This window comes from Dorea sp. ICN-14282, from assembly GCF_037890115.1.
Classification (GTDB): Bacteria; Bacillota; Clostridia; order Lachnospirales; family Lachnospiraceae; genus Dorea_B; species Dorea_B phocaeensis.
On the sequence record NZ_JBBKBH010000003.1, the window covers coordinates 270,186 to 289,664 of the forward strand.

Sequence of the window (19,479 nt, forward strand, 5' to 3'; positions counted from 1 at the left end):
CCATGTGTATCCTTTTCTCTCTTCCCTTATCTTTTCTTATCTTCTGACACTCTTTTTAATCTCTTCTATCGTTGGTCAAAAGAAGAATTCTAAGCAGCTGCAAAATTGCAGAAGCTGCTCCTGCGACATACGTCAAGGCCGCTGCCGTCAGAACCTTCCGCGTATCCTGAAGTTCTTCCGGATAAAGAAGTCCGCTGCTTCCCAGTACTCTCACTGCACGGTTGGATGCATTAAACTCAACCGGAAGCGTTACAAGCTGGAACAATACTGCCAGGGAAAACGCTAAAATCCCAAGATTCAAAATCAAACTGGACGTGTTGCCTGTCAGAAACAGTCCTACCAGAATCAAAGGCCATGCAATGGCGCTTCCGAAGTTGGCAACCGGAACCAGCGCTCCCCGAAACCGAAGCGGCGCATAAGCTGTTGCATGCTGCATAGCGTGTCCGCATTCATGCGCTGCCACTCCAAGCGCTGCCACAGAAGTCGAATTATAAGTTGCATCCGACAGACGCAGCACCTTTGATGTTGGATCATAGTGATCCGTCAGCCTTCCCGATACATGTTCAATCCGCACATCGTAGATTCCTACCCGGTGCAGAATAACCTCCGCCGCCTCCCGGCCTGTCATTCCGGAATGATTACGAATTCTGGAATACTTGCTGAAAGTCGCATTCATTTTGGCGGATGCCACCAGACAGATGATCACACCGATCAAAACCAGTATATATGTGGGATCAAAGTACATTGGATAATACATAATGATTTACACCTCCTGCGTATATAATAAGCATTATATATGAAAATCATCGGAAATAACTGCTTTTCATACAAATTTAACAATTATTCATAATTTACTCAGATATGCCTACTTCTTCTGTGTCAGCACGGTTCCCTCTTTGATCTCATACCCTCTTAAAAAGGCTCCTGCATCCATCCGTTTTTTTCCTGGAATCTGCAGAGAAAGCACCTTTAAAAATCCTTTTCCGGTCTGTACACAGAATCCGCCTTTCTCCACCTTAACGATCGTTCCCGGCGCTTCGTTCGAATCTTCTTCCACCACATCTGCGTCCCAAATCTTCATCACCTTACCATCCCAATCGGTGTAAGCGCTTGGCCATGGATTCAAGCCTCGAATCAACCGTTCAATTGCTTTCGCCTCCTGATTCCAGTCAATGTCCCCTAGCTTTTTATCAAGCATAGAAGCGTACGGTGTCGGACTCTCCCCTTGCTTTTCCCACACAGCCGTTTGATTTTCCAGCGCCCGTAAGGTCTCCACACACAGGTCTGCGCCAGCTTTTGCCAGCTTGTCATGGAGACTTCCGCCAGTCTCTTTTTTATCCAGCGTAAGTTCCGTCTTCAAAAGCATATCACCGGTGTCCAGCCCTTCATCCATCTGCATCGTAGTAACGCCAGACACTTCTTCTCCATTGATCACCGCCCACTGAATCGGCGCAGCTCCCCGATACTTCGGAAGCAAAGATGCATGAACATTGATACAGCCATAAGGTGTCATTTCCAGAATTTGCTTTGGCAAAATCTGACCAAAAGCAATCACCACCATCACATCTGCCGAATACTTCTCAAGCTCCGCAATCGCCTGCGGATCTCTGATCTTCTTTGGCTGGAATACCGGAATCCCATGTTCCAGTGCCGTTTCTTTCACTGGCGGATACTGCATCTTGCCGCCTCTTCCCTTGGGTTTATCCGGCTGCGTTACAGCCAGGACTACCTCATGCCCAGCCTCAATTAACGCCTCCAAAGTGCCCACTGAGAAGTCTGGTGTTCCCATAAATATGACTTTCATCTAATCTTCCTCCCCGTAATTTACTTCGTGAAGCTCTCCTTCTACCAGATCTACATACAGCTTTCCAGACAAATGGTCGATCTCATGGCAAAATGCTCTGGCTAAGAGTCCTTCCCCTTCGTATTCAACCTCTTCCATATCTTCATCGTATGCTCTGACCTTTACATAGTTCGGTCTTGTCACCAAGCCGGATTTCCCCGGTACGCTTAAGCAGCCTTCCTCTCCGGTCTGCTCCCCCGCCTTCTCAATAATCTCTGGATTGATCAGCACAATCGGGCCTTCCCCTATATCGATCACCACAATTCGTTTCAGGATTCCTACCTGTGGCGCCGCCAGTCCGACTCCCATTGCCTCGTACATGGTGTCCAGCATATCGTTAATCAAAATCTTCGTACGAAGACTCACCTTCGTTACTTCCTTACACTCTTTTTCCAACACTTCATCGCCGTATTCTCTAATTGTTCTTATTGCCATTTTCTTCTCCTTCTCTTCTTACATTTGATCCATCACTCTTCACAATATTTGCTGTTACTTTATCTTTAAAAAATATTCATCGGATCCAAATCAAATTGGATTCGAATGGACTGAAACCCCCGGTTGATCTCAATATATTTTTCCATCTTATTTTTGGCGTCAATCAGTGGATCTATCGTCTCGCATTTCAGATACAACACCTTCCGATATACATCGTTTACCTTTCCTACATACGGACTTGCCGGTCCAATCACCTGCAGCTTCTGTTCCCGGTCAATCCGAAGCGTATACTCCTTCAGATATTTTGCAGCAAGCGCAAGGTGCTCTTCTTCCGCTCCCATCATCAGCACCGCCATAAGATGCTCCGCCGGAGGATATCCCATCAGTTCCCGGTAATTCATTTCTTCTTGATAGAACCCTTCATAATCCTGTGCCGCCGCTTTTTCAATACTATAATGTTCCGGGCTGTAGGTCTGAATCACAACCTCGCCTTCCCGTTTGCCTCTTCCTGCCCGTCCTGCTGCCTGAGTCAAAAGCTGAAAAGTACGTTCCGCCGAGCGATAATCATCCGAATACAAAGATAGATCTGCCGCCAAAATCCCCACCAGTGTTACATTCGGGAAATCATGTCCTTTCACGATCATCTGGGTTCCAATCAAAATATCTGCTCCGCCATTTTCAAAGGTTTCCAGAATCTTCTCGTGCCCGTCCTTATTTTTGGTCGTATCCATATCCATACGAAGCACCCTGGCTTGTGGAAACTGTCGCTTTACTAGTTCCTCGATCTGCTGCGTTCCCGCCCGAAATCCCCCGATAAAATGGGATCCGCAGGAAGGACAGTTCTGTATCATAGGCTCCTCATATCCGCAGTAATGGCAGACCAGTCTGCCTCCCCGGTGGGAAGATAAGGACACGTCACAATGCGGACACTTCACGACGTACCCGCAGGAGCGGCAGGAAATGAACCCCGCATACCCTCTCCGGTTCAAAAACAGAATCACCTGCTCTTTCCTATTAAGCCTATCTTCCATCAATTCCCGAAGATGATCACTTAAAATTGAGCGGTTTCCTCTTTTTAATTCCTCTCGCATATCTGCTACATAAACAGAAGGAAGTTTTGCCGTCCCGGTGCGCTGCGTCAGCTTCAAAAGCTGGCATTCTCCCCGCTCACACGCCGAAAACGCTTCCAATGACGGGGTGGCCGAGCCCAGCACCAGGCTTGCCCCCTCATTTCGCGCCCTTTCCCAGGCGGTCTCTCTAGCGTGAAATCTCGGTACCTGCTCGCTTTTATAGGTCGTCTCATGCTCTTCATCAATCACAATCAGTCCCAAATTAGAAAACGGTGTAAACAAGGCTGACCTTGGTCCAATCATCACATCCACTTCCCCTGCTTTCACTCGCTCCATCTGGTCATACCGCTCACCCTGAGACATCCTGGAATTCAAAATGGATACCCGGTCTCCAAATCGGCTGTAGAAGCGCATCACCGTCTGATAGGTCAGTGCAATCTCCGGGATCAGCACAATCGCCTGCTTTCCCTGCGCAAGCACTCTTGCAATCATCTCCATATATACTTCCGTCTTTCCACTTCCTGTCACGCCATAGAGCAAATAAGTAGTCTGAATTCCCTGCCGATACTCCTGCCAGAACCGCTCCACCGCATCCGTCTGCTCCTTCGTAAATACCACCGGAACTACCTGCTTTTTTTCCTGTCGGATCGGATTCCGGAAAATCTGTTCCGACACCATCGCTACCACATTCTGCTCTTCCAGCGCCCGAACCACCGACCGACTGATATTCAGATTTTTGATCAAAGTCTCATAGTCCTGTTCATGCTGATCCAAAAGAGCAGCCAGAAGCCTTGCTCTCGCCTTTTGATTCTTATGCAGATAGACCTCAAGAAGCGCTTTGCCCTCTTCTTCTTTTAACAGCAGACGTACGCGCCGCTTCTTTAGCTTGCGTTCTTCTCTCTTAATGGGAAGCACTGTCTTTAACGCCTGAATCATGGTTCCGCCGTAACGCTCCTTCATCCACGCCGCCAACGCCACAAGCTTTGCTTCAATCTGCATGCTTCCTTCCGCCACTCTAAGTACCGGTTTAATCTTCGCTTCATCGTAATCCGTCTGATCCGAAAACGCCGTTACATACCCTTTGGTCTCCTTATTTCCTCTTCCAAAGGGCACCACGACTTCCGTTCCAACCTTAAGCATCCCCTCTAAATGAGAGGGGATGCGGTATTGAAATACTTTATCCAATTTTTCATGTGTAATATCGATGATAATATCAGCGTACATGTAACTCCTCTAATACTTCTTTGATCAGAACGCGGTCGTCCATATCGTACTTCACGCCACGGATCTCCTGATAAGTCTCATGTCCCTTGCCTGCCAGTACGATAATATCTCCTTCTTTTCCGTGCTCAATAGCATAGCGAATTGCTTCCTTACGGTCGCAGATATCCACATATTTTCCATCTGTCTTTTTGATTCCCGTAATAATATCATTGATAATATCCTGAGGCTCTTCAAACCTTGGATTATCAGACGTAATGATGGTAAAATCAGACAGATTTCCAGCCACCTCTCCCATCTCAAATCGTCTTGTTCTGGAGCGGTTTCCTCCACATCCAAAAATGGTTACAATCCGCTTTGGATGATAATCTCTCAGTGTGCACAGAAGACTTTCCAAACTCATGGCATTGTGTGCATAATCAATCATAAATGCAAAATCATCGGACACCTTCACCATCTCGATTCTGCCCTTTACCTTCGCCACCTTTAACGCCTTCTTGATATTTTCTTCCGGGACGTCAAAATGCCGGCACACGGCAATTGCCGTCAGCGAATTATAAACGCTGAATTCTCCTGGAATGTCAATCTCCACATCAAAGTCCATCAGGCCGCTGACATGGTAGTTCACACCAAGGTAGCCCGGCCTGGACACATGCTGTACATTCGTTGCCCGAAGATCCGCTTTTTCAGAGAACCCAAAGGTCTCCACCTTACAGGTCGCATTCTGGAATACATCTTCATACCACTGATCATCTACGTTTGCGATGCCAAGACGGCACTGGGTAAACAGAATCCCTTTACATCTTTTGTAGTCCTCGAAATCCTTGTGCTCATTCGGACCAATGTGGTCTTCTCCAAGATTCGTAAAAATACCAATCTCAAATTCAATTCCTGCCGTACGGTGCAGCATCAGTCCCTGAGAAGACACTTCCATCACAACGCTGTCGCAGCCTTCTTTCACCATCTCTGCAAAATACTGATGGATGGTAAAGGATTCCGGTGTCGTATTATTTGCCGGAATAGATTTATCACCAATCAATGCCTCAATGGTACCAATCAGTCCCACCTTATGGCCGACTCCTTCCAAAATAGATTTCACCATATAGGTTGTGGTTGTCTTTCCCTTGGTTCCTGTAATTCCAATCACTTTCAGTTTCTCTGCCGGATATCCAAAATAAGCGGCTGACATCAGAGCCAGCGCATATCTGGTATCATCTACATGGATGACCGTCACTCCTTCCGGCGCCTCTACCGGGCGTTCCACGATCACGGCTGCCGCTCCTTTTGCCGTCACATCTTCCACATAGGAATGTCCATCTGAAACTGCTCCGCTGATACAGACAAAGACGCATCCCGGGCCCGCTTTTCTGGAATCGTTCACCAACTCCGTCACTTCTATATCCGCGCTCCCCTGCGCCACTTCATATTCCAAACGCTCCAGCATTTGTGTCAATTTCATATTGATTGCCTCCTGCTTCTATTTCTTGCTTCTTCTGTTTTCTCAAATCATATGCAACAATCTGTCACGGATGTGACAGCAAGCCGTTTATCGGCTTGGATTGCATGTAATGCAATCATTATACCACATGCGCAGAATCACGAAAAGGGGGAAATCCCCCCTCTTCTCTTGCCCACTTTTTTCTATTACTCTACCTTTTCCTTAAATCCTTCGCCTACTACTTCATTCGATTCCATAATAATCGTAAACGCCTGCGGATCAATCTGATGTGCAAGCTTCTTAATCATATACATCTGCTTATTATTGCAGGCACACATCACCACGTCTTTACGCTTCTTGGAATAACTGCCTGTTCCGTGAAGAATCGTAGATCCCCGCCCAGAATACTCGTCGATCCGTTCTGCCATCTCATCACCATGCTCCGTCACGATAAGTGTCATTTTTCCCTCATCAATTCCGTACATAATCCGGTCCATCACATAAGTCATCAGATAGGTCACAATAATTCCGTAAATCAGTCCGTCTACATCCTTGAACACCAGCGCGCTTCCCAAAATAATGGTTACCACATCCAGCACAAAGGTAATAAGCCCCAGTGTAATATGAGGCTTTACTTTCTTGATCGCAACACTGATAAAATCCTGGCCTCCAGTAGACGAGCCTCGCATAAAGATCATGGCATATCCCACACCGCACAGTACGCTCATACAGATTGCCGCCAACAGCCTGCTACCGTTATACACAGGGAGAAGCGGTACTACATAATCCATCAGAACCGAAGAAATCACCATACTTTTCACTGACTTCAAAAAGAATTCTTTTCCTAAAAATTTGTAACAGAAAATCGCCACCGGTACATTGAGAAGGATCGTCCCTGCACCTACAGGAAGTCCCATTAAGTGATACATAATAATAGCAATTCCCGAAAATCCAGCCACCGGGAAATTTGCATTCAATGCAAAATTATAAACTCCAATCGCAATCAGAAATCCTGCCACAATATCAACCAGCACGTCCACCCAAAATTCTTTCCAGTTCCTTTGTCTCATATGCGTTCTTCCCCTTTTATACGCCTTTTTTCACAATGTCATCCCCGTATTTCTTCCGCACTTTTTCAAGCGCTTCCTGAATCTTCTTTTTCTTTTCCATCTTTTTGATATCTTCCTGAAAATCCAGGTCAAACAAGCTAATCTGTTCCGGCGCATCTTCCTCCACCAGCTTAGATGTCCGAACTCCCAGAAGCCTTACGGGACGTCCGTCCCACAACTCTTTAAACAATGTCTCTGCCGCCTCACAAAGAATCTCTTTCTGAGAAGCTGCCCGTGAAAGCTGCTTCTGATGGGACACATTTTCAAAATTATAATACCGAATCTCTACACTTACCATTCCAGCCTTCTGGCCTGCCTGTTTCAGCCGCTTTGATACGCTTCCACAAAGCTTATCAAGCACCAGTTCCGCTTCTGCCTGCGTGGTAAGATCCTTCGGAAGCGTTGTAGAATTCCCAACTCCTTTCGCCTCCGCCGGGTCCGTCTGAACCACATCACTTCCAATTCCATTGGCGGACTCCCACAGCTTTCTTCCGTGACTTTTCAGATGTAGCTCCAAAATCGCCGGATCCATCTGCGCCAGATCCCCGATGGTGTTAATCTCCAGTTTTTTTAGCTTCTCTACGCTTGCGTGCCCCGCCATATAGAGTTCCCCAACCGGGAGTGGCCACATTTTCACTTGAATTTCTTCCGGATACAGTGTATGCACCTTGTCCGGCTTCTCAAAATCTGACGCCATCTTCGCCAACAGCTTATTGCTGGAAATTCCTACATTCACAGTGAACCCAAACTTCTCCTTCACCTGGTTTTTTATCTCCAGCGCGCCGTCCACCGGTGAATGCCACCGATCCGCAATTTCGGTAAAATCCAGATAACATTCATCTACACTAACCTGTTCAATCCGTTCTGTATAGGTACGAAGAAAGGACATAAGTCTCTGACTGTATTCCCGGTACATCTTATGATTGGGCGGCTCCATTACAAGAGTCGGGCACTTACGAAAGGCATTCACCACCGGCTCCCCGGTATGAATGCCATATTTTTTCGCTTCCACAGATTTCGCAAGCACTACGCCGTGGCGTGATTTCTGATCCCCTCCGATAATCGAGGGGATCAAACGCAAATCCTGCTTCGCGCCATGTTTTAATTGTTCAACCGCCGTCCAGCTAAGGTACGCGGAATTTACATCGATATGAAATATTACTGACACAATGACTGGCTCCCTGCCGTTAATTTTCCATCTACCACGTCTATAACGATCATATCCTGCGCCCCTACATTTCCCTGCAACATCAATTTTGCAGCAAGCGTCTCCACATGCTTCTGCAGATACCGCTTCAGCGGCCTTGCTCCATACATCGGATCATAGCCTCCATCCACAATATAATTCTTTGCCGCTTCTGTAAGTGCAATCGATATTTCCTTCTCTTTTAGACGTTTGTTTACATCTGCTACCAACAAATCAATAATGTCATAAATATTGTCTTTCGTCAATGGACGGAACATAATTGTCTCATCCAGACGATTCAAAAATTCCGGTCGGAAATGCGCCCTCAGATCGTTCATCACCGCCTCCTGGCTTTCTGCACTGATATTGCCCTGCTCGTCAATGCCTTCCAAAAGATAAGCAGAACCAATATTGGACGTCATAATCAGAATGGTGTTCTTAAAGTCCACCGTTCTTCCCTGAGAGTCCGTAATCCGTCCGTCATCCAGCACTTGCAGAAGAACATTGAACACATCTGGATGCGCCTTCTCGATCTCATCAAACAGTACCACTGAGTATGGCTTTCTTCTAACCGCCTCGGTAAGCTGTCCTCCTTCATCATAGCCAACATATCCCGGAGGCGCTCCAATCAGTCTGGACACAGAATATTTCTCCATATACTCACTCATATCAATTCGGACCATATTGTTCTCATCGTCAAACAGACTTTCCGCCAACGCTTTGGCAAGCTCTGTTTTGCCGACTCCCGTTGGTCCCAGGAACAGGAAAGAACCGATTGGCTTCGTTGGATCCTTAATTCCTGCCTTTGATCTGATAATCGCTTCCGTTACCAGCTCCACTCCTTCATCTTGTCCAATCACTCGCTTATGCAATTCCTCGCCAAGGTGAAGTGTTTTACTCCGCTCACTTTCATTCAGCTTTGCAACCGGGATCCCCGTCCAGCGTGAAACGATCCTTCCAATCTCTTCATCGGTCACACTTTCATGCACCAGAGAAAGATCCTCATCTTTGACCTTCTCTTCCTCTTCCTCCAACTGTTTCTGCAGCTGTGGAAGGCGGCCATACTGAAGCTCCGCTGCCCGTTCCAGATCATAAGAGTGCTGTGCCTTTTCAATCTCTTTATTCACCTGTTCGATTTCTTCTCGTAACTTCTGAACTCGTTCTACACCGACCTTTTCATTATCCCACTGCGCCTTCTTACCGGCAAATTCTTCCCGCAGTTCTGCCAGTTCCTGCTGCAGATGTTCCAGACGCTCCCTGCTTAAACGGTCATCTTCTTTTTTGAGCGCAGCCTCTTCAATCTCCAGCTGCATAATCTTTCTCTGCAGTTCGTCCAGCTCTGCCGGCATGGAATCAAGCTCTGTCTTAATCAATGCGCAAGCCTCATCCACAAGGTCGATTGCCTTATCCGGCAAAAATCGATCAGAAATGTATCGGTCAGAAAGCGTTGCCGCTGCCACTAACGCTCCATCCATAATCTTCACACCATGGAACACTTCATAACGCTCTTTTAATCCACGAAGAATGGAAATAGCATCCTCTACCGTTGGTTCCTCCACCATCACTGGCTGGAACCGCCGCTCTAACGCTGCATCCTTTTCAATATACTGACGGTACTCATCCAACGTCGTCGCTCCAATACAATGCAGCTCTCCTCTGGCCAGCATCGGTTTCAACATATTTCCAGCATCCATAGCACCGTCCGTCTTACCTGCACCAACAATCGTATGCAGTTCATCGATAAACAAAAGGATTCTTCCGTCGCTGTTCTTCACTTCCTCCAACACCGCTTTGAGACGTTCCTCAAATTCACCGCGGTACTTGGCACCTGCTACCAATGCTCCCATATCCAGAGAAAAAATCGTTTTATCTTTCAGGCCTTCCGGCACGTCTCCTCTCACAATTCGCTGAGCCAGTCCTTCTACAACAGCCGTCTTTCCTACTCCCGGCTCTCCAATCAGCACCGGATTATTCTTTGTCTTTCTTGACAGAATCCGAATCAAATTCCGAATCTCAGAATCTCTTCCGACCACGGGATCCAGCTTCTGCTCCCTTGCCCGCTCCACCAGATCTGCGCCATATTTGTTCAGCGTATCATACGTATCCTCCGGATTATCGCTGGTCACTCGCTGATTTCCCCGCACGGTAGAAAGAGCCTGTAGAAATCCGTCTCTGGTAAGACCAAGTTCCCGGAAAAGCGCCTTCATATCCCTGCTTGCATACTTCATCATCGCCAAAAACAGATGCTCTACAGACACATATTCGTCTCCCATCTGCTTGGCTTCATCTTCTGCATGGATCAGTGTATTATTAAGATCCTGCCCTACATAAGGCTGACCGCCCTGTACCTTGGGGCGTTTCCCTATCGCCTCTTCCACACGGTTCACAACCAGATTCTTGTTCAGTCCCATCTTTTCAATCAATTTCAAAATCAGACTGTCGTCCTGAGTCAGAAGCGCATACAAAAGATGCTCCTGCACAATCTCCTGATTCCCGTACTCAATGGCCGTTTTCTCACACCCTTGCACTGCCTGCAGTGACTTCTGTGTAAATTTATTAATATTCATAACGATGAACCTCCTTCACCATAGAATAAAATTGTTTTCTTGTTCTATTTGTAATATAACAGAAGTTGTTAGCCAAGTCAAGTGCTGAGTGCTAGTTTTTTAGGACTTTATTTCATCCATCACAATCTCTTCTATTTTTTGCAATTCTTCTTTACAAAATTCCGTGTTCTTAGTCGCCCGAATATTATCTAAAATTTGCTCCGATTTCGATGCCCCAATTAAGACGCTTGTGACTGCCTCATCCTGAAGTACCCATGCAAGAGCCATCTCTGCCAATGTCTGTCCACGTTCTTCTGCCAGTGCATTTAACTTCTGAATCTGTGTTATCCGCTCTTCTGTCAGCGCGCTCTCTTTTAAAAAGCGACCATCCTTTTTCACACGGCTGTCTGACGGGATTCCATTCAAATAACGATTCGTCAGCAATCCCTGCGCCAGCGGACTAAATGCAATAATCCCTTTCTTTAATCTTTTAGCCGTCTCCTTCAAACCATTTTGATCTATCGTTCTGTCAAAAATGGAGTATCGGTTTTGATTGATGACAAATGGACACTTTAAATCTTCCAAAATGGCAGATGCCTTTGCAAGCTTTTCGCCATTATAATTCGATAAGCCTACATATAAAGCCTTACCACTTTTCACAGTCTGAGCCAGCGCTCCCATTGTTTCCTCCAGCGGCGTATCCGGATCCATACGATGATGATAGAAAATATCTACATAATCAAACCCCAGCCTTTTAAGGCTCTGATCCAGACTTGCAATCAGATATTTTCTGCTGCCCCAGTTTCCGTAAGGACCGTCCCACATGTCGTACCCTGCTTTTGTACTGATCAGCAATTCATCCCTGTAACTATTCAACTCTTCTTTCAAAATTTTTCCAAAATGAATCTCTGCGCTCCCATACTTTGGTCCGTAATTATTTGCCAGGTCAAAATGTGTGATTCCATGATCAAATGCCGTAAAGCACAGTTGTTTCATATTCTCATAATCTGAGTCATCTCCAAAATTATGCCAAAGCCCAAAAGAAACTGCCGGTAGTTTTAATCCGCTGTTTCCGCATCTGTAATACTCCATTGATTTATATCGTTCTTTTTCTGCCTGATACATGTGTTCCCTCCTATGATATAAGATAAGTCGAATCTTTTTATCTTCTATACTTCAATAATATAAAATCCTTTTCCGTTTTTCAACAGCCTTTACTTTATGATATCGGCAGACTATCCCCCACGCACAGCGCCCCATACCCCACCTGATTATTAGGATATTCTTCAAACCCCGGCAGTTGTCTCGCCCCTCTTCTTAAATATGCCTTCACCTTCTCCCCATAAAGATACGGATCATTCCCATTTACAATGCCCCACTCCATCAGAAGCGCTGCCGCCCCCGTGACAAAAGGCGCCGCGAAGGAGGTTCCCGTAAAAGACGCATAGCCCCCGCCAGCTGCCACGGTCGTAATATCCACACCCGGCGCGACCAAATCCGGTTTCAAGACCACTCCACTTCCTCGTCTCAGCGGACCACGTCCCGAAAAATCCGCATAAGACAACGTATAGCCATTGTAAGCGCCCACTGATATCGCCCCCCATGAAGTGGAAGGAATGGTAAGTGTTGTTGTATTCTTAGGATACAAAAATCCGGTTCCTCTATTTAATACTGCTTCACTCGGAAGCCACAATTCATACAATCCCGTCACAATTTTCCTTGGTGTCAGCACAATTTTCCATACCCCTTGATTCATATAATCATTAACCGGAAGCAGCTCAATAAAAACTTCCTGTGCTGTGCTGAATGGACTTGGTTCTCCGTAATACAACAGGACTTCCGTCTGTCCCATAGTAAACCTCTGCACTCCAAGTGTTTCTGGAATTGGTCCTATCTCTGCGCCCGAAGGAGAAATGAGTGAAATATCTATGACATCTGTATATTCTTTCCAAATTTGAATATTTAAAGACGGCTGACGATCTTGAACTGCCAATTCAATCACCGCCTCTTCCTCATCCCGAAGCTGGCCTGCCGTATGCCCCGCACTTGCCGCTTCGTTTCCGGTTCCAATACAAATACTATTTTTCCACACACCGGAAATATCATCAATAAACCGCTCCAACAGGGACGTTCCATCGTGTGTTCGTTATAACTAGGGGAAAGTTATGGTAAAAAAATTTGCAGTCTTTACACTGCATTTTTCTCTACAAGATAAGGTGACTGATACTTAAATATGATATCAACGCTCTTATCTCCATTCACAACAATCTTTTCTATCAACTCTGTCACAATTTCTCTTGTCACTTCAGATAATGTTCCATACTTGATAAACTTTTCGATCCAGTTCTCATATAATTCCTCTGCCTCACCAAAACTCTCTTTCTCCTGCTCTGCCAGCTGAATCTTCGTTCTGACTTCTTTGTCCTTCTTTTCATAGTCTGTCTTATAAGAGAGATATTCTTCTTTATCCAGAACATCATCCACATAATTTTCATAAGTTTTCTTTTTATACTTCTGAATAGCAGCAAGTTCTTTTTGCAGCCGTTCAATCTGCTGGTCTGCTTCTACACATCGCCTCTGCACCTCCTTCCTTCTATCTGCTGCTTTTAATATTTCACCCTTATCACTTCCTTTCAGCGCCAGTTTCGCTTGTCTTTGGACTTCATTTTTTACGATGAAATCCAATACTTCTTTTTTTATAAAATGAGAATAACAAACTGTGTTTCCCTTTTTATGATAAGTTCCACACTCATAACCGTCCCGACAAGTAACTCGCTGAAAATTGTATCCGCAATCTCCGCAGACAATAATTCCTGCATATGGATTTACCTTTCTTACTTCACTAAGGAACCCAGGTGTACGTGTTCTTTTCTTCATAAGTTCCTGCACCTGTTCAAACGTATCCTTACTGATAATTGCTTCGTGCATTCCTTCCACGATATATTGCTGTTCCTCTGGAATATAATGATACTTTTCCACTTTATAGGATATCTTTTCTGATTTATGTTGTACCATAGCACCTGTGTAAACCCTGTTTCGTAAAATCACATTGATTGTAGGATATGCCCAGCCCTTTGCACTTGTTTTTTCTAATGCATTGATATATTTCAACCCCTGTATCTTTCTCTTATACTCAGAGGGTGTCAGAATCCCTTCCTGATTCAATTTCTTTGCAATACCATCTCTGGAATATCCTTCCAGACTCATATAAAAAATTCTCCTTACCACCTTAGCCGCTTCTTCATCTATAAGAAAATGATGCTTATCTTCCGGATCTTTCACATATCCATATGGAGCAAACCCAGACACGAACTGCCCCCGTTTTTTCTGTGCAGTCAATGCACCTCTGATTTTCTTAGATATATCACGACTGTACATATCATTAAACAAAGTCTTGAACTGTGCCAGTTCTTCATTACTGTGTTGAACAGAATCCACACCATCCAAAATTGCTACATAACGCACACCCAGCGATGGAAAAACACGCTCTATATAATTACTGGTTTCAATATGTTCACGCCCAAGTCGGGAAATATCTTTCGTAATGACTCCCTGAATTTTCCCTTTGTAAATATCCTCCATCATCCGCTGAAATTCCGGTCTATTCGTAAAATAAAGCCCCGAATAACCATCATCAATATAAATATCTGCGATTTTCAAATCCTCTGACTTACACACATACTCACGGATCAGTTTCATCTGATTTTCAATACTCTCACTGACTTTATTTTCGCCATCCTCTTTTGACAGACGACAATATGCCGCCATCTGATACATCCGATCACCTTACCTTTCTCCATTCGTTTCTCTGACACACGCTCTATTGGAGCAACCGGTTCTTACGGTTTCAGTACCATATGCTTTGACCTCTGCTGAAAAATTGAAGTATATATCCAGTTTCTGATCCGGATAGACGTAAATTTCATCAACCAATTCCATCAGCACCTCTCTGGTCAGATGTTTCACCGTTATTATCCCATTCCCAAACTGTTCCAACCATATTCTCGTCTCATCCAAATCCGCCTGCCTTCTTTGCTCCTCCTGCCACAATTCCAACAGTTCTTTCTGATACCTCTTATTTTCTTTTTTATACGTCCGTTTTAATTCCAGATATTCTTCTTTAGAAAGTACTTCATCCATAAATCGCTCATGCGCACATTTCTGATATTCTAGATTTCTTTCGATTTTTTCCTCCAATCTGGCAATCCTGCTATCCTGATCTAGCTGTTTGTGTGCAAACAGTACCTGCAATTTTTTCATATCGCTTCTCCTTTGTTTCATCTGCTGATTGATTGCAAACACCACCAGTTTATCCAGTTTTTCAAATGTAACATGATTTAATTCACAATAATTCTTTCCTGCTTTTTGATGGTAACCGCAAAGATACCCGTCAAAGTCGTTTTTGGATGCTAGATAACGTTTGCGCATAGCTGTTTTACATTTTCCACAAAAGAGCCGCCCCGCATATTTATGCGGTTCCCTGTTTTTATCAAAATAAGACACGCGGCGATCCTTTCTTACTTTCTGAACTGTATCAAAATCTTCTTTAGAAACGATTGCCTCATGTGCATCTGCAATCAGTTCCATTTTCTCCAGCGGGATTGCCTTTTTGTATTTCAGCTTATAAGATGGTCTTTCGTGTTTCCGAATCGCAACCGCCCCTGTATAGACCGGATTCTTTAAAATTCCACTCACGGCCGACGATGTCCACAGCCCTTTTCCCGTATCCCATACATAATCGACTTTTAAAATCTCTTTTTTATACCTTGCAGGACAGAAAATTCCATCATCGTTCAAGATCCTGCAAATCCTCTTACACCCCAAACCATTCAGATACATTCGGTAAATTCTTCTGACAACCGCCGCTGCATAAGGATCCTCTTCCAGATGGTTATGGATATTTTTGCTTTTCACATAACCAAACGGCGGCTGATCTGACGTATATTCCCCCATACTTCTTTTTGTCTGAATAGCCATCCTTATCTTTCTGGATGTATCTCTCAGATACATATCATCCAGCACGGTCTTAATTTCCAACATCTCATTGTAAATTCCTACTTCTGAATCGTAATGATCCAAAATTGAAATGACTCGAATCTGTTTTTCCGGGAAATATTTTCCTAAATAATAGTTGGTGCCAATATGCTCTCTTCCAAGTCGTGATACATCCTTAAAAATCACCGTATTGATCATGCCAAGCTCAATATCTGCCAGCATCCTCCGAAATTCGGTCCTCTCAAAGTCACTTCCGGAAATCCCGTCATCTGCATATACTTTTTTCTCTTCCATATCGTCCCACTCTGCAATATAATCCCTTGCCATCTGAATCTGTGAGTGAATACTGTTGCTGTATTCACTCTCTTTCTTTTTCTCTTCCATCGAAACTCTGCAATAAATCCCGGCCTGATACATGCACTCCCTCTTTTCATCATGCTGCCCTTCACACGGTCTTTCAACCCCTGCAATAAAAATATGAGGAAATCAGCCTGAAATTTTTCGTTCTGCCAGATTCTGAATGCACTGCTGAAATGTCTTTTGCCCATTAAAATGCACCCGAATCTGATATCCTGAATATTCATAGCTTATTCCCTCTTTGCGTATTTCCTTTTCTGTCTCCAGGCTGCCTCTGTCTGTAGCGTTTAATGCTGTGTACATGTTATGTGCCTCCGCATGTCCGTCATCTTCTCTACATCCTATGCCGAAAGGCTTGTACCACTTTCAAAATAATAAAAAAGCTTACACAAACTTTTCCATTTGTATAAGCTTCTGCCTCACTTTCTTTCCTGTAACGGTTTTTATTATAAAACGCTTAAGATAAATCAACTTAAAAGCGGCGAAATTCCTCCTGGTTCAACAGATCCAACAGTGTAATATTGTCAAAATAATCTAGAACCATCTGATGAAACTCCTTCCACATCGGCAGTGTTTTGCAGGTATTTGCGCGCCTGCACATTTTGGCATCGCATTCCAGACAGGCTACCGGAGCAAGATTGCCCTCGGTCAGTCTCAGAATATCTCCAACCCGATACTCTTCCGGCGCTTTTACCAGACGGTATCCGCCGCCTTTCCCTTGAACACCTTCCACATAATGGTTCTTAGAGAGCACCGGCATGATTTGTTCGATATATTTCAGAGACAGCTCCTGCCGCATCGCCACTTGCTTCATCGCAATGTAACCTTCTTTCTGGCTTTCTGCAAGTTCAAGCAGTACGCGCAATGCATACCTTCCTCTTGTTGAGATCATCATTCCTTTGTTTCCTCGTTTCTTTGTTTTTTATTCCGCAAAAAGAGGCGTTGACAAATATCGTTCTCCCGTATCCGGCAACAATACAACAATGGTTTTTCCTTTGTTTTCCTCTCTCTTTGCAAGCTTTAGCGCCGCCCATAAGGCCGCGCCGGAAGAAATGCCTACAAGCACTCCTTCTCTGTGGCCGACAAGTTTTCCGACCGCAAACGCATCTTCATTTTCCACCGTTATAATTTCATCATAAATGGACGTATTTAAGACATCCGGAACAAATCCGGCTCCAATCCCCTGTATCTTATGCGAGCCGCCGATACCGGACGAAAGCACCGCTGATGCTGCCGGCTCGACTGCCACGATCTGAATATCCGGCTTCTGCTCTTTCAGATATTCTCCTACGCCGGTCACAGTTCCTCCTGTACCTACTCCCGCAACGAAAATATCAATCACGCCATCCGTATCTCTATATATTTCAGGACCGGTGCCTTCTCTATGCGCTTTTGGATTCGAAGAATTCGTGAACTGCCCCGGAATAAAACTGTTCGGGATTTCCTTTGCCAGCTCCTGCGCCTTTGCGATCGCTCCCTTCATGCCTTTTGCCCCGTCGCTAAGCACCAACTCCGCTCCGTATGCCTTCATAAGCTGGCGTCTCTCTACGGACATCGTCTCCGGCATGACAAGGATCGTACGGTATCCTCTCGCTGCCGCAACAGACGCAAGGCCAATGCCAGTATTCCCGGAAGTCGGCTCAATAATGACAGAATCGTCTTTGAGCCTGCCTGCACGCTCTGCATCGTCTAGAATCGCCTTCGCCACACGGTCCTTCACCGAACCGGCCGGATTGAAGTATTCCAACTTTGCCAGAATTTTTGCCTGCAGATGATATTCTTTTTCTATTCTGGTCAGTTCCAGAAGCGGTGTATTTCCAATTAGCTGTTCTGCCGAAGTATAAATGTTTGCCATATCCAAACGCTCCTTTCTTTATTTTACTGCATCAAAACCACGCTGTAAATCATCAATAATATCTTCCATATGTTCTGTTCCGATCGAAAGCCGGATAGTATTGGGCTTAATCTCCTGCTCTTCCAGTTCTTTTGCTGAAAGCTGGCTGTGTGTTGTAGTTGCCGGATGGATCACAAGGCTTTTCACATCCGCCACATTCGCAAGAAGAGAAAAGATCTGCAAGTGATCAATGAATTGATACGCCGCTTCCTGCCCTCCTTTTATATCGAATGTAAAAATGGAAGCGCCGCCATTCGGGAAATATTTCTGATAAAGAGCATGATCCGGATGATCCAAAAGGGACGGATGATTCACCTTTTCCACAAGCGGATGGCTATTTAAAAATTCGACAGCCTTCTTCGTATTTTCGGCATGGCGCTCCAGACGAAGCGACAGTGTCTCAATACCCTGCAGCAATAAAAACGCTGCAAAGGGAGAAATCGCCGCTCCCGTATCGCGAAGCAAAATGGCGCGGATATACGTAACGAAAGCTGCCGGACCTGCCGCATCCACAAAGGAGACACCGTGATAGCTGGGATTCGGCGCCGCAATAGACGGATACTTTCCTGAAGCAGCCCAGTCAAACGTACCGCCGTCTACGATGAGTCCTCCCAGCGTAGTACCATGGCCTCCAAGGAACTTTGTAGCAGAATGCACGACAATATCGGCTCCATGCTCGATCGGACGAACGAAATAAGGTGTACCAAAGGTATTATCTACAACAAGTGGAAGACCGTATCTGTGAGCGAGGGCCGCTAAGGCGTCGATATCCGGAATATCACTGTTTGGATTGCCCAGCGTTTCTATATAAATCGCTCTCGTATTGTCCTGAATCGCCGCTTCCACTTCATCAAGATTATGAATATTGACAAAGGAGGCTGTGATCCCAAACCCCGGAAGCGTGTGTGCCATCAGATTATAGCTGCCACCGTAAATTGTTTTCTGCGCGACAATATGTCCGCCGTTTTGTCCGAGCGCCTGCAGTGTATATGCAATCGCAGCCGCGCCGGAAGCAAGTGCCAAAGCTGCGGTTCCGCCTTCCAGAGCCGCAGTGCGCTTTTCCAAAACCTCCTGCGTAGAGTTTGTCAAGCGACCATAAATATTTCCGGCATCCGTAAGTCCAAAACGTGCCGCCGCATGAGAGCAGTCGTGAAAAACATAAGAAGTTGTCGCATAAATCGGTACTGCGCGTGCATCTGTGACCGGATCCGGCGTTTCCTGGCCAACGTGAAGCTGAAGCGTTTCAAATCTATATTTTGACATAATATCTTTCCTTTCATTTCTTTCGTGTATTAGTTTTCGTGATCTTTGTTCATCGCTGCTAACATCGCTGCATTCGTCCAAAACGAAAGTTTTCTCTCACAAGCTTTTCAAAAAAGAATCCC

Annotated in this window: 15 protein-coding genes and 1 pseudogene; all 16 read right to left on the reverse strand. The window is 45.3% G+C overall.

The genetic code is table 11. From position 1 onward, the window contains the following. Window positions 1-55 precede the first annotated feature (55 nt). Window positions 56-757 (reverse strand): zinc metallopeptidase, encoded by a 702-nt coding sequence (locus WKT00_RS09900; protein WP_340263408.1) that lies wholly within the window; start codon window positions 755-757, stop codon window positions 56-58. A gap of 108 nt (window positions 758-865) precedes the next feature. Then, window positions 866-1,804: a methionyl-tRNA formyltransferase gene (fmt, locus tag WKT00_RS09905; RefSeq protein WP_173814745.1), complete on the reverse strand. Its 939-nt coding sequence runs from the start codon at window positions 1,802-1,804 to the stop codon at window positions 866-868. Beyond that, window positions 1,805-2,278: a peptide deformylase gene (def, locus tag WKT00_RS09910; protein ID WP_340263410.1), complete on the reverse strand. Its 474-nt coding sequence runs from the start codon at window positions 2,276-2,278 to the stop codon at window positions 1,805-1,807. A 65-nt stretch (window positions 2,279-2,343) separates the two neighbouring features. Further along, a complete protein-coding gene (gene priA / locus WKT00_RS09915) occupies window positions 2,344-4,572 on the reverse strand; it encodes a replication restart helicase PriA (RefSeq protein ID WP_101695731.1) in 2,229 nt (742 codons plus the stop codon). Next, window positions 4,562-6,028 carry a UDP-N-acetylmuramoyl-L-alanyl-D-glutamate--2,6-diaminopimelate ligase gene (locus tag WKT00_RS09920; protein WP_101695730.1) on the reverse strand — a complete coding sequence of 489 codons (1,467 nt, stop codon included), beginning with the start codon at window positions 6,026-6,028 and terminating at the stop codon, window positions 4,562-4,564. Before WKT00_RS09920 ends, priA begins: the two co-directional genes overlap by 11 nt. A 185-nt stretch (window positions 6,029-6,213) precedes the next feature. Then, window positions 6,214-7,077 carry a YitT family protein gene (locus tag WKT00_RS09925; RefSeq protein ID WP_101695729.1) on the reverse strand — a complete coding sequence of 288 codons (864 nt, stop codon included), beginning with the start codon at window positions 7,075-7,077 and terminating at the stop codon, window positions 6,214-6,216. A gap of 16 nt (window positions 7,078-7,093) precedes the next feature. Continuing rightward, window positions 7,094-8,287, reverse strand: coding sequence for a Y-family DNA polymerase (locus WKT00_RS09930; protein WP_101695728.1), 1,194 nt, complete (start codon window positions 8,285-8,287; stop codon window positions 7,094-7,096). Continuing rightward, complete coding sequence (clpB, locus tag WKT00_RS09935) at window positions 8,275-10,869, reverse strand: ATP-dependent chaperone ClpB (protein WP_101695727.1); 2,595 nt, start codon at window positions 10,867-10,869, stop codon at window positions 8,275-8,277. Before clpB ends, WKT00_RS09930 begins: the two co-directional genes overlap by 13 nt. A gap of 99 nt (window positions 10,870-10,968) precedes the next feature. Then, entirely contained in the window at window positions 10,969-11,973 is a 1,005-nt protein-coding gene (locus WKT00_RS09940; RefSeq protein ID WP_101695726.1) for an aldo/keto reductase, read from the reverse strand. 94 nt (window positions 11,974-12,067) lie between these two features. Then, window positions 12,068-12,988, reverse strand: a pseudogene (locus WKT00_RS09945) (S8 family peptidase); the annotation flags it as partial. Between the two features lie 47 nt (window positions 12,989-13,035). Further along, window positions 13,036-14,616 (reverse strand): recombinase family protein, encoded by a 1,581-nt coding sequence (locus WKT00_RS09950; protein ID WP_340263415.1) that lies wholly within the window; start codon window positions 14,614-14,616, stop codon window positions 13,036-13,038. 18 nt (window positions 14,617-14,634) lie between these two features. Next, on the reverse strand, window positions 14,635-16,260 hold the full coding sequence (locus tag WKT00_RS09955; protein ID WP_340263417.1) for a recombinase family protein: 1,626 nt from the start codon (window positions 16,258-16,260) through the stop codon (window positions 14,635-14,637). 69 nt (window positions 16,261-16,329) lie between these two features. Further along, complete coding sequence (locus WKT00_RS09960; RefSeq protein ID WP_173814752.1) at window positions 16,330-16,503, reverse strand: hypothetical protein; 174 nt, start codon at window positions 16,501-16,503, stop codon at window positions 16,330-16,332. Between the two features lie 169 nt (window positions 16,504-16,672). Then, the gene (locus WKT00_RS09965; protein ID WP_173814753.1) at window positions 16,673-17,095 is read right to left on the reverse strand and encodes an RrF2 family transcriptional regulator; all 423 of its coding nucleotides are present in this window, start codon (window positions 17,093-17,095) and stop codon (window positions 16,673-16,675) included. A 27-nt stretch (window positions 17,096-17,122) separates the two neighbouring features. Beyond that, window positions 17,123-18,055, reverse strand: a complete 933-nt coding sequence (gene cysK, locus WKT00_RS09970) for a cysteine synthase A (RefSeq protein ID WP_101695721.1) — start codon at window positions 18,053-18,055, stop codon at window positions 17,123-17,125. A gap of 18 nt (window positions 18,056-18,073) precedes the next feature. After that, window positions 18,074-19,357, reverse strand: a complete 1,284-nt coding sequence (locus WKT00_RS09975) for an O-acetylhomoserine aminocarboxypropyltransferase/cysteine synthase family protein (RefSeq protein ID WP_173814754.1) — start codon at window positions 19,355-19,357, stop codon at window positions 18,074-18,076. Window positions 19,358-19,479: the final 122 nt, after the last annotated feature.

Coding starts and splice junctions, on each gene's coding strand:
- WKT00_RS09900 (WP_340263408.1), bottom strand. CDS start 757: ATGTATTATCCAATGTACTTTGATCCCACATATATACTGGTTTTGATC.
- cysK (WP_101695721.1), bottom strand. CDS start 18,055: ATGGCAAACATTTATACTTCGGCAGAACAGCTAATTGGAAATACACCG.
- WKT00_RS09955 (WP_340263417.1), bottom strand. CDS start 16,260: ATGTATCAGGCCGGGATTTATTGCAGAGTTTCGATGGAAGAGAAAAAG.
- WKT00_RS09920 (WP_101695730.1), bottom strand. CDS start 6,028: ATGAAATTGACACAAATGCTGGAGCGTTTGGAATATGAAGTGGCGCAG.
- WKT00_RS09965 (WP_173814753.1), bottom strand. CDS start 17,095: ATGATGATCTCAACAAGAGGAAGGTATGCATTGCGCGTACTGCTTGAA.
- WKT00_RS09940 (WP_101695726.1), bottom strand. CDS start 11,973: ATGTATCAGGCAGAAAAAGAACGATATAAATCAATGGAGTATTACAGA.
- clpB (WP_101695727.1), bottom strand. CDS start 10,869: ATGAATATTAATAAATTTACACAGAAGTCACTGCAGGCAGTGCAAGGG.
- WKT00_RS09950 (WP_340263415.1), bottom strand. CDS start 14,616: ATGGCGGCATATTGTCGTCTGTCAAAAGAGGATGGCGAAAATAAAGTC.
- WKT00_RS09925 (WP_101695729.1), bottom strand. CDS start 7,077: ATGAGACAAAGGAACTGGAAAGAATTTTGGGTGGACGTGCTGGTTGAT.
- WKT00_RS09975 (WP_173814754.1), bottom strand. CDS start 19,357: ATGTCAAAATATAGATTTGAAACGCTTCAGCTTCACGTTGGCCAGGAA.
- fmt (WP_173814745.1), bottom strand. CDS start 1,804: ATGAAAGTCATATTTATGGGAACACCAGACTTCTCAGTGGGCACTTTG.
- def (WP_340263410.1), bottom strand. CDS start 2,278: ATGGCAATAAGAACAATTAGAGAATACGGCGATGAAGTGTTGGAAAAA.
- priA (WP_101695731.1), bottom strand. CDS start 4,572: ATGTACGCTGATATTATCATCGATATTACACATGAAAAATTGGATAAA.
- WKT00_RS09960 (WP_173814752.1), bottom strand. CDS start 16,503: ATGTACACAGCATTAAACGCTACAGACAGAGGCAGCCTGGAGACAGAA.